Annotated in this window: 15 protein-coding genes and 1 tRNA gene; 6 read left to right on the top strand and 10 right to left on the bottom strand. The window is 61.3% G+C overall.

Annotated elements, in window-relative coordinates; all coding sequences use genetic code 11:
- The first annotated feature begins 155 nt into the window (after positions 1–155).
- The 4 genes from ACMUVN_RS22990 to ACMUVN_RS22975 all read left to right on the top strand — a co-directional run bounded on the left by ACMUVN_RS22990 (position 156) and on the right by ACMUVN_RS22975 (position 3,761).
- Positions 156–1,376 carry a phosphopentomutase gene (locus tag ACMUVN_RS22990; protein WP_414815481.1) on the top strand — a complete coding sequence of 407 codons (1,221 nt, stop codon included), beginning with the start codon at positions 156–158 and terminating at the stop codon, positions 1,374–1,376.
- Entirely contained in the window at positions 1,373–2,341 is a 969-nt protein-coding gene (locus ACMUVN_RS22985; protein WP_414815480.1) for an adenosine deaminase, read from the top strand. The genes ACMUVN_RS22990 and ACMUVN_RS22985 overlap by 4 nt, the downstream gene beginning before the upstream one ends.
- A 93-nt stretch (positions 2,342–2,434) precedes the next feature.
- The gene (upp, locus tag ACMUVN_RS22980; protein WP_012759721.1) at positions 2,435–3,064 is read left to right on the top strand and encodes a uracil phosphoribosyltransferase; all 630 of its coding nucleotides are present in this window, start codon (positions 2,435–2,437) and stop codon (positions 3,062–3,064) included.
- A gap of 127 nt (positions 3,065–3,191) precedes the next feature.
- Positions 3,192–3,761, top strand: coding sequence for a TIGR02281 family clan AA aspartic protease (locus ACMUVN_RS22975; RefSeq protein WP_414815479.1), 570 nt, complete (start codon positions 3,192–3,194; stop codon positions 3,759–3,761).
- 6 nt (positions 3,762–3,767) lie between these two features.
- On the opposite strand, the gene deoA is transcribed toward ACMUVN_RS22975, so the two are convergent.
- The 9 genes from deoA to ACMUVN_RS22930 form a co-directional block, all read right to left on the bottom strand.
- Positions 3,768–5,075, bottom strand: a complete 1,308-nt coding sequence (gene deoA, locus ACMUVN_RS22970; RefSeq protein ID WP_414815478.1) for a thymidine phosphorylase — start codon at positions 5,073–5,075, stop codon at positions 3,768–3,770.
- A gap of 1 nt (position 5,076) precedes the next feature.
- Positions 5,077–5,853, bottom strand: coding sequence for a deoxyribose-phosphate aldolase (gene deoC, locus ACMUVN_RS22965; RefSeq protein WP_097544460.1), 777 nt, complete (start codon positions 5,851–5,853; stop codon positions 5,077–5,079).
- A 114-nt stretch (positions 5,854–5,967) separates the two neighbouring features.
- Complete coding sequence (locus ACMUVN_RS22960; protein ID WP_097544461.1) at positions 5,968–6,768, bottom strand: purine-nucleoside phosphorylase; 801 nt, start codon at positions 6,766–6,768, stop codon at positions 5,968–5,970.
- Positions 6,765–7,154: a cytidine deaminase gene (locus tag ACMUVN_RS22955; protein ID WP_028757711.1), complete on the bottom strand. Its 390-nt coding sequence runs from the start codon at positions 7,152–7,154 to the stop codon at positions 6,765–6,767. Before ACMUVN_RS22955 ends, ACMUVN_RS22960 begins: the two co-directional genes overlap by 4 nt.
- Before the next feature lies 1 nt (position 7,155).
- Entirely contained in the window at positions 7,156–8,127 is a 972-nt protein-coding gene (locus ACMUVN_RS22950; protein WP_048338271.1) for an ABC transporter permease, read from the bottom strand.
- 10 nt (positions 8,128–8,137) lie between these two features.
- Positions 8,138–9,241, bottom strand: a complete 1,104-nt coding sequence (locus ACMUVN_RS22945) for an ABC transporter permease (RefSeq protein ID WP_414815477.1) — start codon at positions 9,239–9,241, stop codon at positions 8,138–8,140.
- Positions 9,242–9,248: 7 nt separating this feature from the next.
- Positions 9,249–10,760 (bottom strand): ABC transporter ATP-binding protein, encoded by a 1,512-nt coding sequence (locus tag ACMUVN_RS22940; RefSeq protein WP_097544462.1) that lies wholly within the window; start codon positions 10,758–10,760, stop codon positions 9,249–9,251.
- 88 nt (positions 10,761–10,848) lie between these two features.
- Positions 10,849–11,841, bottom strand: a complete 993-nt coding sequence (locus ACMUVN_RS22935; RefSeq protein ID WP_003544460.1) for a BMP family lipoprotein — start codon at positions 11,839–11,841, stop codon at positions 10,849–10,851.
- Positions 11,842–12,158: 317 nt separating this feature from the next.
- Positions 12,159–12,476: a hypothetical protein gene (locus ACMUVN_RS22930; RefSeq protein WP_028759164.1), complete on the bottom strand. Its 318-nt coding sequence runs from the start codon at positions 12,474–12,476 to the stop codon at positions 12,159–12,161.
- A gap of 228 nt (positions 12,477–12,704) precedes the next feature.
- Here ACMUVN_RS22930 and ACMUVN_RS22925 point away from each other — a divergent pair.
- A tRNA-Ser gene (locus ACMUVN_RS22925) sits at positions 12,705–12,794 on the top strand.
- 93 nt (positions 12,795–12,887) lie between these two features.
- Here ACMUVN_RS22925 and ACMUVN_RS22920 read toward each other — a convergent pair.
- A complete protein-coding gene (locus ACMUVN_RS22920; RefSeq protein ID WP_028758183.1) occupies positions 12,888–13,364 on the bottom strand; it encodes an Lrp/AsnC family transcriptional regulator in 477 nt (158 codons plus the stop codon).
- A gap of 41 nt (positions 13,365–13,405) precedes the next feature.
- Between ACMUVN_RS22920 and ACMUVN_RS22915 the strand changes: the two genes are divergently transcribed.
- The gene (locus tag ACMUVN_RS22915) at positions 13,406–14,026 is read left to right on the top strand and encodes an RBBP9/YdeN family alpha/beta hydrolase (protein WP_063473511.1); all 621 of its coding nucleotides are present in this window, start codon (positions 13,406–13,408) and stop codon (positions 14,024–14,026) included.
- Positions 14,027–14,191: the final 165 nt, after the last annotated feature.

Below are 14,191 nucleotides of genomic sequence, written 5' to 3'. Positions count from 1 at the left end.
TTCCCTTCTTCTCTGCGAAGTGTTGAAGCGTCCTTTGCGCGTCTGAAACAGATGCGCGGCGCTGCAATTTGCCAAGCCGGCCCGAGCATTATATGGCTGGATCTCAACCGCCTTCGATATTGCGGAGGGCGGCGATCGGCTCTTTCGGGTGTAAAATGGCGCGTGCCTTTCTTTTCGTTCTGGATTCCTTCGGCGTCGGCGGGGCGCCGGATGCGGCGGCCTATGGTGACGAGGGCGCCGATACGCTCGGCCATATCGCCGAGTTCTGCGCCGCCGGAGCCGGAGACCGCGCTGGTTTGCGCGAAGGACCGCTTTCCCTGCCCAATATGTCGGAACTCGGGCTCATGCAGATCGCGCGATCCGCCTCAGGCCGTTTTCCGGCCGGCATGCCTGTCCCGGAGAAGGTCTACGGCATTTATGGCGCCGCCACCGAAATCTCCCGCGGCAAGGATACGCCGTCAGGCCATTGGGAGATCGCGGGAACACCTGTCAGTTTCGATTGGGGTTATTTCCCGATGGAGGGCGACGCCTTTCCTGCCGAATTCATCGAGGCGCTGTGCATGGCGGCCGATGTGCCCGGCATTCTCGGTAATTGCCATGCCTCGGGAACGGAGATCATCGCCCGGCTCGGCGAGGACCATATCCGCACCGGCAAGCCGATCTGCTACACGTCCTCGGATTCCGTCTTCCAGGTCGCGGCGCACGAGGAGCATTTCGGCCTCGATCGCCTGCTGGCGTTTTGCCGTTTGGCCCGGGGGCTGCTCGATTCCCACAATATCGGCCGCGTCATCGCCCGACCCTTTATCGGTCAGTCCGCCTCTACCTTCCAGCGTACCGGAAACCGGCGTGACTTCTCCGTGCTGCCGCCCGAGCCGACACTGCTCGACCGGCTGATCGAACACGGCCGGCATGTGCATGCTGTGGGAAAGATCGGTGACATCTTCGCACATCAGGGCATTTCCAGGGTCATCAAGGCAAACGGCAATGAGGCGCTGATGGATGCGTCGCTCGCGGCCATCGACGAAGCTGAGGACGGCGATCTCGTCTTCACCAATTTCGTCGATTTCGACATGATCTACGGCCATCGCCGCGATGTGCCGGGCTATGCCGCGGCACTCGAAGCTTTCGATGCGCGCTTGCCCGAAGTCCATAAGAAACTGAAGCCCGGCGATCTCGTCGTGCTCACCGCCGATCATGGCTGCGATCCGACCTGGCGTGGCACGGACCATACGCGCGAGCGCGTGCCTGTCATCGCCTACGGCCCCGGCATCCGGTCGCGCTCGATCGGCGTGCGCCGCAGCTATGCCGATATCGGCGAGAGTATCGCACGGCATCTGGGCATTCCAACCGGACTGCACGGAAGGAGTTTTCTGTGACATCGCATTTGAAGAAGGTCGAACTGCACTGCCATCTGGAGGGTGCGGCGCCGCCAGCTCTGACCGCGGCGCAGGCACGGAAATACGGCGTCGACATCAGCGCGGAGCTTCGCGACGGGGCCTATGTCTGGCATGATTTCGCAAGCTTCCTCGTATGTTATGACAAGATTTCCGAGGTCTACAGAACCGAAGAGGACTATGCGCTTCTAACCGAGACCTATCTCGACGAACTCGCCGGCATCAATACGATCTACAGCGAACTCATCGTTTCGCCCGACCACGGCAAGCGCATCGGACTGGGGGCCGACGCCTATATGTCAGGTATCTGCGAAGGCATCCGGCGGGCTAGGGAAAAGAGCGGCATCGAGGCCCGGCTGATCGTCACCGGCGAGCGGCATTTCGGCCCGGAGAGCGTGATAGGTGCTGCCGAATATGCTGTTAAGGCCGGCAATCCTCTGATAACCGGCTTCAACCTTGCCGGCGAGGAGCGCATGGGGCGCGTCGCCGACTACGCCCGTGCCTTCGATATCGCCCGCGATGCCGGCCTGGGGCTGACCATCCATGCCGGTGAGGTCTGCGGCGCGTTCAGCGTTACCGACGCGCTCGATGCGGTGCGTCCTTCGCGCATCGGCCATGGCGTGCGCGCCGTTGAGGATATCGATCTGGTGAAGCGGCTTGCCGATCTCGGCACCGTGCTCGAGGTCTGCCCGAGCTCGAATATCGCGCTCGGAGTCTTTCCCGATTTCGCCTCCCATCCGCTGCGCCGGCTGAAGGAGGCAGGCGTCAGGGTGACGATCAGCTCGGACGATCCGCCCTTCTTCCATACCTCGCTGGGGCGGGAATACGAACTTGCCGCCGGAGCCTTCGGCTTCAGCGACGCCGAGATCAACGGCATGACGCAAACGGCGATCGAAGCGGCCTTCGTCGACGAGGAGACACGCAAGGCCCTGCTTGCCCGGATTTAAGGACGAGAGGCTGGGGAAGATTGGCCTCCACTCTTGCAGTAGGGCCGATTTCCGTGAAAGAAACAGTCGATAGAAAGAATGAAAGGCTTCCCCATGGACGGCGTCACGGTCATCGATCACCCGCTGGTGCAGCACAAGCTCACCATCATGCGACGCAAGGAGACATCGACGGGGAGTTTCCGGCGGTTGTTGCGCGAAATCTCGACGCTGCTCTGTTACGAGGTGACCCGCGATCTCGAACTGACGATGGAAACGATCGAAACGCCGCTGCAGACGATGGAGTCGCCGATCCTCGAGGGCAAGAAGCTGGTCTTCGCCTCGATCCTGCGCGCCGGCAACGGACTGCTCGAAGGCATGCTCGATCTCGTGCCTTCCGCCCGCGTTTCGCATATCGGCGTTTACCGCGACCATGAGACGCTGCAGCCGGTCGAATATTACTTCAAGGCGCCGGAGGACGTGGCCGAACGCCTGATCATCGTCGTCGACCCGATGCTTGCAACCGGCAATTCCTCGATCGCGGCAATCGACAAGCTCAAGGAGCGCGGCGCTCACAATATCCGCTTTCTCTGCCTGCTTGCCGCCCCGGAAGGCATCCGCAACTTCCGCGCCGCCCATCCCGATGTTCCGGTCTTCACCGCATCGATCGACAGTCATCTCAACGAGAAGGGCTACATCGTGCCCGGCCTCGGCGATGCCGGCGACCGCATGTACGGCACCAAATAGTTTCAGCCTTTCTTTACCAAATCGAAAGACTTTACGGCCCGGCTGGTTCAGTCCGGGCCTTTTCATTATCGATATTAGCAACTTGTCAGCACTTGAGGCTTAGCAAGCTTGGAGCATGAGGCCCTGCATGAAGCCGGGTTTATACAGGAAGGATTTCTGTTTCATGCTCGTGCGTACCGTCCTTTTCGCCAGCATCGCCGCGGTGCTCGCCACACAAGTGCCTTCCTTCCTCGAAGGCTCCAGCCAGCAGCCTGCTGATGCATTGTCTGCCAATTACCTATCGACCGAGAGCGACAAGCCCGCAACATCCGCGCCGGTCTCCGGCAGCAATGCGATCCGCCTGCAGGCCGATGCGCAGGGCCACTATACCGGCAGCTTCAAGATGAACGGCAAACCGGTGCAGGGCCTGATCGATACCGGTGCGACCTATGTGGCGCTCAACGAGACGCTCGCCCGCCGATTGGGCTTCACCGCCAGCCAACTCGATTTCCGCTATGGGGTGAACACTGCGAACGGCCAGACGAAAGCCGCGCATGTGACGCTCGACCGGATCGAAATCGGCGGTATTCGTGTGCGCGATGTCGAAGCCTTCGTCCTCAAGGACGATGCGCTGACGACGACGCTGGTCGGCATGAGCTTCCTGCAGAAGCTCGACTCCTATTCCGTCGCCGACGGTTCGCTCAGCCTCAAGCAGTAAACCGCATCAGATCAGGCCCGTAATCACCGGCGCCAACTCCGGTCTGTCCTCGGTGATGCGGTAGTGCGCGGCAAGCGCTGCAACTGCCCTCTCCGCCGCGGCTTCGTCGGCGGCATGAACGAGAGCGATCGGTTCGCCGGCAGTCACGCGGGTTCCGAGCGGCAGGAGGTCGGAGAAGCCGACGCGATGATCGATCCGGTCAGCCGGATGGCGTCTACCACCGCCGAGGTCGATGACACTGACGCCGATGCCACGCGCATCGCAGGCAGCAAGCCAGCCGGACCGGGCGGCCGGGACAGGTTTTTCCACAGGCGCTTTGGCCAGGTACCGGTCGGGGTTTTCGATGAGATCGGCCGGGCCGCCAAGCATGGACACCATGCGCGCGAAAACCTCGGCCGCCTTGCCCGATGACAGGGACTGACGCGCCATCCTCTCGGCTTCATCAGACGAAGCGGCAATGCCGGATTTCACCAGCATTTCGCCGGCGAAGGCAAGAACGACGGTCGCAAGTCGTGTGTCGCTTTTTCGGCCCGCCAGGAAATCCAGGCAGTTGCGCATTTCGACCGCATTGCCGGCACTATCGGCAAGCGGCTGGTTCATATCGGTGATCAGGGCCGAGGTTTTCACGCCTGCGCCATTGGCCACCTCCACCAGCGAATGCGCCAGGATCTCCGCCTGGTCGCGCTCGACCATGAAGGCGCCGTTGCCGACCTTGACGTCGAGCACCAGCGTCTCGAGCCCGGCCGCAAGTTTCTTCGAGAGGATCGAGGCGGTGATGAGGGGAATGGAATCGACGGTGGCAGTCACGTCGCGCACGGCATAGAGCCTGCCGTCGGCCGGCGCCAAGGCGCCGGTCTGGCCTATGATGGCGCATCCCGCCTCCTTCACGACCTTGTGGAACAGGTCCGCATCGGGGGTGATCATATAGCCGGGAATGGATTCGAGCTTATCCAGCGTGCCGCCGGTATGGCCGAGGCCACGCCCGGAGATCATCGGAACAGCCAGGCCGCAGGCGGCGGCGATCGGCGCCAGCATCAGCGAAACATTGTCGCCGACGCCGCCGGTCGAATGTTTGTCGGCGATCGGGCGATCGATATCGGCCCATTGCAGCCTGTCGCCGGAGTCGGCCATCGCCAGCGTCAAAGCCACGGTTTCGGCCCGCGACATGCCCTTGAACCAGACGGCCATGGCGAATGCGCCGACCTGGCCTTCCGACAGTCGGCCGGCGGCGAGCGCCGCGATGAAGGCGCTGATATCGGCGGCGTCGAGTTCGTCGCCATTGCGCTTACGCCGGATGATTTCCTGCGGAATCATTTCAATAGCTCGACGCCGCAACAGAGGCCGACGGGATTCCGCTCAGAACCGCCAGGATATCGTCGAGCAGATCGGAAGCGCCGAAGCGGAATGTCGACGGCATCGCCCAATCCGGTGTCATGATGGTTTCGGCAAGGCTTAGATAGAGTGCGGCATCGGCCACCGAGCCGATGCCGCCGGCCGGCTTGAAGCCGACCTTGCGGCCGCTTTCGCGAATAGTGCGGATCATGATGTCGGCGGCTTCGAGCGTCGCGTTGACGGCAACCTTGCCGGTGGATGTCTTGATGAAATCGGCGCCGGCTTCGATGGCGAGTTCGGAGGCGCGGCGGATCAATGCCGCATCCTTCAGCTCGCCGGTCTCGATGATGACCTTCAGCAGAACGGGGTTGGCGCATTCGGCGCGCACGGCCTTGACCATGTCGGTCACCGCCTTCTCGTTGCCGGCGAGCAGCTTGCGGTAGGGAATGACCAGATCGATCTCATCGGCGCCATCGGCAATCGCCTCGCGTGCTTCGGCGGCGACATCGGCCACTTCCATATCGCCGAAGGGGAGGTTGACGGCGGTCGCGATACGCACGGCATGCCCGGTGCCGAGGATATTGCGGGCCTGGGCGACAAACCGCGGCCAGATACAGATTGCAGCGCTGTTGCCGTAGGGCGTCTGCGCGCGGGCGCAGAGCGCGTCGATCTGCGCCTCGGTGCAATCATCCTTCAAATTGGTGAGATCGAGGAGAGAAAGGGCGACCGCCGCCGTTTCCCGGTTGGAATGGCTATTCATCTTCGCTTCCTCTCGAGCATGATGCCGAAAAGTGTGAGCGGTTTTCTCATGACATCATGCTCTAACTCTATAATGTAGAACAGGATTCAGATTTTAGGCCGACCCGGCCTAAAATCATCCTGTTCCAGCCGCAATCATGTCTTTCAGTATGGCGGCGAGACGGGCGCCGCCAACGGGCGCCATGTCCTTGGTTTCCTCATGGCTGAGCTCATTGCCGGTCATGCCTGCCCCATAGTTGGTGATGACGGAGGCGGCGGCAACCCTCAGGCCCAGCATTCTTGCGATGATCACCTCGGGCACCGTCGACATGCCGACGGCATCGGCGCCAAGGATGCGCGCCATGCGGATTTCGGCCGGCGTTTCGAAGCTGGGACCGGAGAACCACATGTAGACACCCTGCGCCAGGTCGATTTTAAGCTTTGCCGCCGCCCTTTGCATCGCCGCGGCAAGGCCGGCATCATAGGCATTGGTCATGCCGACGAAACGCTGATCGCTTTCCTCACCGATCAGCGGGTTCATGCCGGAATAGTTGATATGGTCGGTGATCTGCATCACCGAACCGGGCGGCAGGTCGTCACGCAACGATCCGGCCGAATTGGTCAGGATCAGCACTTCGACGCCGAGCGCCTTCAGCACCTCGATCGGCACGCGCATGGCGTTGGCATCGCCCTTCTCGTAATAATGTACGCGGCCGGAGAGCATGACGACAGGCACACCGCCGAGGCGCCCGGCGACGACTTCGCCTGCGTGGCCGGAGACGGCGCTGACGGGAAAGCCCGGCAGGTCACGATAGGGAACACGCACGGCGCCGTCGAGCTCACCGACGAGAGAGCCGAGACCGGAGCCGAGCACGATGCCGTGGCGCGGCTTGATCCCACCAAGCAATGCGGCGAGCAGGCTGACCGTCGCCTTCATCCGAGTTCGGTCTCGAAGCTGAAGGGAAGAAGCTCTTCCATCGTCATCGTCTTCTTCACGCCCGCCTCATCGCAGAGGTAGATCCTCGTCTCCTTCGAGGCAAATTCCGAGATCTTCTGGCGGCAGCCGCCACAGGGCGGGCAGAGCGGCAGTTTTTCGGCTATGACCGCCATTTCGACGATCTTCTTCGCGCCGCCCATGATCATGGCGCCGATCGCCGTCGGCTCGGCGCACCATCCTTGCGGAAAGGAGAGGTTTTCGATGTTGGCGCCGGTATAGACCTTGCCGTCCTCGGCGCGGATCGCCGCACCGACCGGGAATTTCGAATAGGGCGCATGGGCAAAGGCCATGGCGCCGCGGGCGGCTTCGAACAGATCGTGAGACATATCAACGCTCCTTCGTATAGGGCACGCCACCTGCCTTCGGCGGGGTCGCGACGCCGATAAAGCCGGCAAGCAGGACGCAGGTCAGGACATAGGGCAGCGCCTGGAAGACCTGAACCGGCACCTCCCCGATCAGCGGCACCTGCTTTCCCTGCATGAAATTTGCCAGCGCATCTAGGAAGCCGAAAAGCAGGCAGGCAAACATGACCGGCACCGGCTTCCACTTGGCGAAGACCAGAGCAGCGAGCGCAATGTAGCCCTTGCCGGCCGACATGTCCTTGATGAAGGCGGCGGACTGGGCGATTGCCAGATAGGTGCCGGCAAAGCCGCAGAGAATGCCGGCACACATGACGGCGCGGTACCGCAGCCAGGCGACCGATATACCAGCCGTATCGACCGCACCCGGGTTTTCGCCGACGGCGCGGAGCCTGAGGCCGAAACGCGTGCGGTAAAGCACCCACCAGGAGAAGGGCACGGCAAGAAAGGCGAGGTAGGTGAGGATATTGTTGCCCGAAATGACATTGGCATAGATCGGGCCGATGATCGGTATGTCGCGCGCGGCATCGGCGCCCGGCAGGATGATCGGCGCGAAGCGCGAATCCGGCGACAGCTGCGGCGTACGGCCGCCCTGGCCGAACCAGGCTTGGCCGAGCACGATGGTGATGCCGGCGATGAAGAAGTTGATCGCGACACCGGAGACGATCTGGTTGCCGCGGTTGGTGATCGAGGCAAAGCCATGCACCAGGCTCAGCGCCACCGAGCAGATGACGCCGGCGCCGAGCCCAAGCCAGGCCGAATCGGTGAGATAGGCAACGCAGGCGGCGGCAAAGGCCGAGCCCAACATCTTGCCCTCGAGGCCGATATCGAAGATACCGGCGCGCTCCGAAAACAGACCGGCAAGAGCGGTGAAGATCAGCGGGATCGACAGGCGGATGGTCGAGCTCAGGACGCTGATGAATATGTCGTAATAATCCATCGCCTGCTCCTTAACCGCGCTTGAACTGTTGGTAGAGACGCACCATCGCCGGTCGGAACATATATTCCAGCGCGCCGGCGAAAAGGATCACCAGACCCTGGATGACGAGGATCATCTCGCGGGTGATATTCGGCATTTCGAAGGAGATCCAGTCGCCGCCCTGGTAGAGGATGCCGAAGAGAATCGCTGCCATGATGATGCCGAGCGGATGGTTGCGGCCCATCAGCGAGACCGCGATGCCGACGAAGCCGGCACCGCCGACGAATTCCACCTGCAGGCGGGCCGACGAGCCCATGACGGGGTTCAACGCCATCATGCCGGCGAGCGCGCCGGACAGCAGCATGGCGATGATGACCGTGCGGGCATAGGGGATACCCGCATAGGCCGCAGCCGTCGGGCTGGCGCCCAGCGTGCGCATCTCGAAACCGAGCTTGGTGCGCCAGACGAGCAGCCAGACGAGATAGCTGACGACGAGCGCAATGATGAAGGAGACATTGAACGGGGCAGCCCCCAGCTTGGCGCCGAACAGCTGCATGACCCAGCCGAGCTTCGGCAATTGGCCGCCGTCGAGGAAGGTCCGGGTTTCCGGCGCCATTTTGCCCGGCACGATCAGCACATGCACCAGGAGGTACACCATCAGTGCGGCGCCGATATAGTTGAACATGATCGTCGTGATGACGATGTGGCTGCCGCGTTTTGCCTGCAGGAAGGCCGGAATGAAGGCCCACGCTGCGCCGAACAGGCCGGCGCCGACGACCGCGATCGGCATCGTCACATACCACGGCACGTAACGATCGAGCGAAAGCGCCACCAGCGCGCAGCCGAGGCCACCGATATAGGCCTGGCCTTCGGAACCGATGTTGAAAAGGCCGGCGTGGATCGCCACCGCGACGGAGAGGCCGGTGAAGATGAAGCTCGTCGCATAATACAGCGTGAAGCCGATGCCTTCGCCATTGCCGAGCGCGCCCTGGATCAGCAGCGACAGCGCATCGAGCGGGCTCTCGCCGATCAGCCAGACGACGAAGCCGGAGATCAGGAAGGCGACGATAAGGTTCAAAAGCGGGATGAGGCCGTAGTTGATCCAGTTTGGTAGCGGAACGGAAGCTGTGCTCATAAAGGCCTCACGCGGCAATGCCGGCCATCATCAGGCCGAGGGTCTGTTCACCGGCATCGGGCGTCTTCTCGCCGACGACATGGCCGGCAAACATGACAAGGATACGGTCCGAAAGGGCGCGGATTTCATCGAGTTCGACGGAGACGAGCAGAATTGCCTTGCCCGCGTCGCGCATTTCGATGATCCGGCGGTGGATGAATTCGATGGCGCCGATATCGACGCCGCGTGTCGGCTGGCCGATGATCAGCATCTTCGGATCGCGTTCGATCTCACGGGCAACAACGATCTTCTGCTGGTTGCCGCCGGAGAAATTCGCCGTCTTCAGACGCGGGTTCGGCGGGCGGATGTCGTATTTCTCGATCTTCTCCATCGCATCCTTGCGGAGCGCTTCAAGATCGAGCAGCGGACCTTTGCTGTAACCCGGGCGGCGATGGTAGCCGAGCACGGAATTTTCGTACTCCTCGAATTTCAGCACCAGGCCCATATGGTGGCGGTCCTCGGGGATATGAGCGAGGCCGAGATCGCGCAGGCGGGCGGGATCAGCCTTGTCGATCGTCTTGCCGTCGAGAAGGATTTCGCCGGAGGTCGGCTTGCGGATGCCGGCAATCGCCTCCAGCAGTTCGGACTGGCCATTGCCGGCGACACCGGCGATGCCGACGATTTCGCCGGCGCGCACATCGAAGGAGACGTTGTCGACCATGGTGACGCCGCGATTGTCCTTGACCGTCAGGTTGCGGACGGACAGGACGGCGGCTCCCGGGTTCGCCTCGCCCTTCTGCACGCGCAGCAGCACGCGGCGGCCGACCATCAGCTCGGCGAGTTCTTCCACCGTCGTCTCCGCCGTCTTGCGGGTGGCGACCATTTCGCCGCGGCGCATGACCGAGACCGTGTCGGTGATCGCCATGATCTCGCGCAGCTTGTGGGTGATGAGGATGATCGTCTTGCCCTGGTCGCGCAGCACTTTGAGGATGCGGAAAAGATGATCGGCTTCCGCCGGCGTCAGCACGCCGGTGGGCTCGTCGAGGATCAGGATCTCGGCGCCGCGATACATGGCTTTCAGGATTTCGACACGCTGCTGCAGGCCGACAGGAAGCTCTTCAATCAGCGCATCGGGATCGACCTCCAGGCCATATTCCGTTTCCAGCCGCTTGAGCTCGGCCCGGGCCGACGCGACGCCTCTGGCCAGCAGCATGCCGCCTTCGGCGCCGAGCATGATGTTTTCGAGCACCGTAAAATTATCGACCAGCATGAAATGCTGGTGCACCATGCCGATGCCGGTGGCGATCGCCGCCTGGCTGTCGCGGATGGTGACGGGGTTGCCGTTGACGCGGATCTCGCCGCTGTCGGCATGGTAGAAACCGTAGATGATCGACATCAGGGTCGATTTGCCGGCGCCGTTTTCGCCGATGATGCCGTGGATCGTCCCCTTGGCAACGGTGAGGTTGATGTCCTTGTTGGCGTGGACGGCACCGAACTTCTTGTCGATGCCGACAAGCTCGATAGCGGGCTTATCTGTCACTGCAGGCTCCAAATAAGAAAAGGGCGTATGGCGAAAATCCCCTCCGCCATACGCCCGATCTCAATCGTCGATCACATTCGGGCGCGGATCACTTCGGGCAAGCGTTGTCCGAGGTGTAATCGTGAACCTTGACGGTTCCCGCGATGATGTCGGCCTTGGCCTTGTCGACGGCAGCCTGCATTTCCGGCGTGATCAGCGACTTGTTATGCTCGTCGATCGCAGCGCCGACACCGTCTTCCTTGACGCCGAGCGCCTGAACGCCGCCGGTGAACTTGTCGTTCTTGGTGTCGTTGTAGGCATTGTAGACGGCGAGGTCGACACGCTTGACCATCGAGGTCAGGACCGAGCCCGGATGCAGGTAGTTCTGGTTGGAGTCGACGCCGATCGACAGCTTCTTGTTGTCGGCCGCAGTCTGCAGAACGCCGAGACCGGTGGCACCGGCTGCCGCATAGACGACGTCAGCGCCCTGGTCGATCTGGTTCTTGGTGAGTTCGCCGCCGCGGACCGGGTCGTTCCAGGCAGCGCCCGTCGTGCCGGTCATGTTCTGGAAGACTTCGATATCGGCCTTGACGGAGCGTGCGCCCTGCTCGTAGCCGCATTCGAACTTGCGGATCAGCGGAATATCCATGCCACCGACGAAGCCGACCTTGCCTGACTTCGACGCCATGCCGGCGAGAACGCCGACGAGGTAGGAGCCTTCTTCTTCCTTGTAGACAACCGAGCGGACGTTCGGCTTGTCGACGACGGAGTCAACGATGATGAACTTGGTGTCCGGGAATTCGGCTGCAACCTTCTCGATGGCCGACGTCCAGGCGAAGGAAACGGCAACCACCGGATTGAAGCCGCGGCTTGCGAAGTTGCGGATGGCCTGCTCGCCCTGGGTGTCGCCCGTCGGCTCGAAGTCGCGATAGGCAATGCCGGTCTCGGCCTTGAACTTCTCGGCACCGTTGTAGGCCGCCTCGTTGAAGGACTTATCGAACTTCCCGCCGGTGCCGTAAACCAGCGCCGGCTTGACATCGGCGGCAAGCGCCGTCGTCGACATGGCAGCCACGGCAAAGAGAGTGAGAAGGGATTTTTTCATTGTGCAGCCCTGTTGTTGCTATTCGTTAGGGGTCCTCCCGCAAGCCCTTTCCGGGCATGTCTGCGGAACCACCGACCTCCCCCCGGAGGCCTGGCTGCGCGCATCCTTGCATGGCTCACGGAAAAATTCACCAGAAATTTTTCAGCTGGTAAAGATTTGCAACAATTGCCGAAAATCCGCTCTTCGGGGCTGATTTTTGGACATTCTTTCCGTCAGGATGCAGATTTTCTAGCCAATCCGGTGGCAAATATCGAGGCTGTAGAGGGCCGATGCCCATGCGGATTTCTCGCCGGATGGTGCGGGCGAAACCGCCTTTTCTATGCGGTGAAGCGACCGGCGATGGGCGGCTTCTTGTAGCCGATCATCCACAGAAGCAGTGCGATTACCAGGAAAACGGCAAAGGCCGGCTGGAGCATCAGCCACTGGAAGATGAAGGTATAGAAACGCGGGTGGACATAATAGGAAAGGGCCGCTTGCAGCGACGTCAGTGTGGTCGGGCTCACATCCTCCCAGGCATCGGAGATCGGCGTCATCACCACGGAGGAGGCCGCAACCGATTGGATCGAATCGATGGTCCCGGCAATAACGGCCGCCGCAAGCGCGACAAGACTCGCCAGACGCAACAGGAAACGCATCAATTCCTCCGACGCTCGATATGCCGGACAATTCCGGCCGGCCGCGCCATTCTCCACCTCGGAGAATTACATAGTCATCGATGAGGTGAAGCACAATGGACGGGCCGCGGCGAGTTTTATCGAAAGAAGTCAAAAAACTGTTAGATTTCGGTTGATCGGCGAAAATTCATCGGTATATATCGCGCCGTTCCGACGATTTGCTCCTATCCGGGCGCGAACGCCAAAAAAGGACAGGTGGCCGAGTGGTTTAAGGCGCACGCCTGGAACGCGTGTGTACGTGAAAGCGTACCGTGGGTTCGAATCCCACCCTGTCCGCCATATCCTCGTTTCTCAATATAGATTTCAAACCATATCGCGAGCGGGATGCGGCAGCGTCTTTGGCGGCGCGCTTCACTGGTCGTCGGCATATTCTCAAACGCGCTGCAGCAGGGCGCGTCCAATCGGCTTCGGATTCTCGCCGCGCAACACCAGGGATGTCGTCACGGCCCCAAAACGCGCGATCGTGTCAACGATCGTTTCCAGCTCTCCTGGCGACGGAACCAGCACCTTCAAGAGAAAGCAGTCCTCTCCGGTCAGGCGCAATACTTCCATGACTTGCGGCATCTCGGCGAACTGTTTCAGACAGGGTTTGATATGCTCATGCGTCGTGCGCAGGCGAAGCACAGCCGTCATTCCAATTCCCAGAGCGGCAGGGTCGATACGAGCGGAGTAACCGGTAATGATGCCGCGGTCTTCCAGTCGTTTGACCCGTTCCGATGCCGCCGGCTGAGAGAGCCCGACCCGTCGGCCGAGTTCGGAAATCGCAATGCGGCCGTTTTCCTGCATCGCTTCAATAATGGCGATATCGGTTGGGTCGAGCAAAACCCGATTGTTTTCCTGAAAAGCCATGGGATCACCTTGAAATCATCGGAGAGCGGCGCGGTTTTCCGATGATCATTCATTCCGAAGCAAATGAAAATGCATCATTTTCACCTGCACGGATGATCAGAGGAAAAGACATGAGGGACATCATTATATTGCCGGGGATTGGCGGTTCGGGCGAGGCTCATTGGCAAACGCACTGGGAAAGGTCGAATCCCAAAATGCGGCGTTTTCGACCGGCCGATTGGGAAAAGCCCGACTTAGCGGACTGGATTTCAGCCCTGGAGCGCGCCGTCGGCGCATCGGCAACCCCTCCCCTGCTCGTCGCTCATAGCCTTGCCTGTCTGCTGGTCGCTCATTGGCAGCAGATTTCCTCACTTGCCGTTGCCGGAGCGTTTCTTGTAGCGGTCCCCGATCCGCAGTCCGTATCATTCCCTGAGGAGGCCGCCGGATTCGCAGATCCGCCATTGCAACGAATGCGCTTTCCCACTCTGATTATCGCAAGCGCCGATGATCCCTTCGGCACGCCAGGCTATGCCCGTGCACGAGCCGATCTGTGGGGCAGCGGCCTTGTCGAGATCGGCCCTTTCGGCCATATCAACGGGCAAAGCGGCCTTGAGGATTGGGGCCCGGGAAGGGCTCTGCTGACGGCGTTCTCCGCCGGATTGGCAAAATCTGATCGGGCTTGATCTTGTTTCCGGCTTCACGGATCAAATGACTGACACAGGCCTTTGCGTGTGCGGGACGCGGGCGAGAGAGGGCAACGAAGTACACCGCTCACAAGCGTGCGTTCGAGGCTTTCGAACTCGGCGCTGCGATGGTGCTGCGGGTTTCAAACGTCGAAAGATTCCTGA

The organism is Rhizobium sp. IY2 (assembly GCF_047532935.1).
Lineage (GTDB): Bacteria > Pseudomonadota > Alphaproteobacteria > Rhizobiales > Rhizobiaceae > Rhizobium > Rhizobium anhuiense.
Note: the sequence above shows the minus strand (reverse complement) of the source record. Positions and strands in the feature narration are given on the sequence as shown.

Excerpts from the sequence above, each read along its gene's own strand:
- ACMUVN_RS22990 (WP_414815481.1), top strand. The coding sequence starts at position 156 with ATGGCGCGTGCCTTTCTTTTCGTTCTGGATTCCTTCGGCGTCGGCGGG.
- upp (WP_012759721.1), top strand. The coding sequence starts at position 2,435 with ATGGACGGCGTCACGGTCATCGATCACCCGCTGGTGCAGCACAAGCTC.
- ACMUVN_RS22975 (WP_414815479.1), top strand. The coding sequence starts at position 3,192 with ATGAAGCCGGGTTTATACAGGAAGGATTTCTGTTTCATGCTCGTGCGT.
- deoA (WP_414815478.1), bottom strand. The coding sequence starts at position 5,075 with ATGATTCCGCAGGAAATCATCCGGCGTAAGCGCAATGGCGACGAACTC.
- deoC (WP_097544460.1), bottom strand. The coding sequence starts at position 5,853 with ATGAATAGCCATTCCAACCGGGAAACGGCGGCGGTCGCCCTTTCTCTC.
- ACMUVN_RS22960 (WP_097544461.1), bottom strand. The coding sequence starts at position 6,768 with ATGAAGGCGACGGTCAGCCTGCTCGCCGCATTGCTTGGTGGGATCAAG.
- ACMUVN_RS22955 (WP_028757711.1), bottom strand. The coding sequence starts at position 7,154 with ATGTCTCACGATCTGTTCGAAGCCGCCCGCGGCGCCATGGCCTTTGCC.
- ACMUVN_RS22950 (WP_048338271.1), bottom strand. The coding sequence starts at position 8,127 with ATGGATTATTACGACATATTCATCAGCGTCCTGAGCTCGACCATCCGC.
- ACMUVN_RS22945 (WP_414815477.1), bottom strand. The coding sequence starts at position 9,241 with ATGAGCACAGCTTCCGTTCCGCTACCAAACTGGATCAACTACGGCCTC.
- ACMUVN_RS22935 (WP_003544460.1), bottom strand. The coding sequence starts at position 11,841 with ATGAAAAAATCCCTTCTCACTCTCTTTGCCGTGGCTGCCATGTCGACG.
- ACMUVN_RS22930 (WP_028759164.1), bottom strand. The coding sequence starts at position 12,476 with ATGCGTTTCCTGTTGCGTCTGGCGAGTCTTGTCGCGCTTGCGGCGGCC.
- ACMUVN_RS22920 (WP_028758183.1), bottom strand. The coding sequence starts at position 13,364 with ATGGCTTTTCAGGAAAACAATCGGGTTTTGCTCGACCCAACCGATATC.
- ACMUVN_RS22915 (WP_063473511.1), top strand. The coding sequence starts at position 13,406 with ATGATCATTCATTCCGAAGCAAATGAAAATGCATCATTTTCACCTGCA.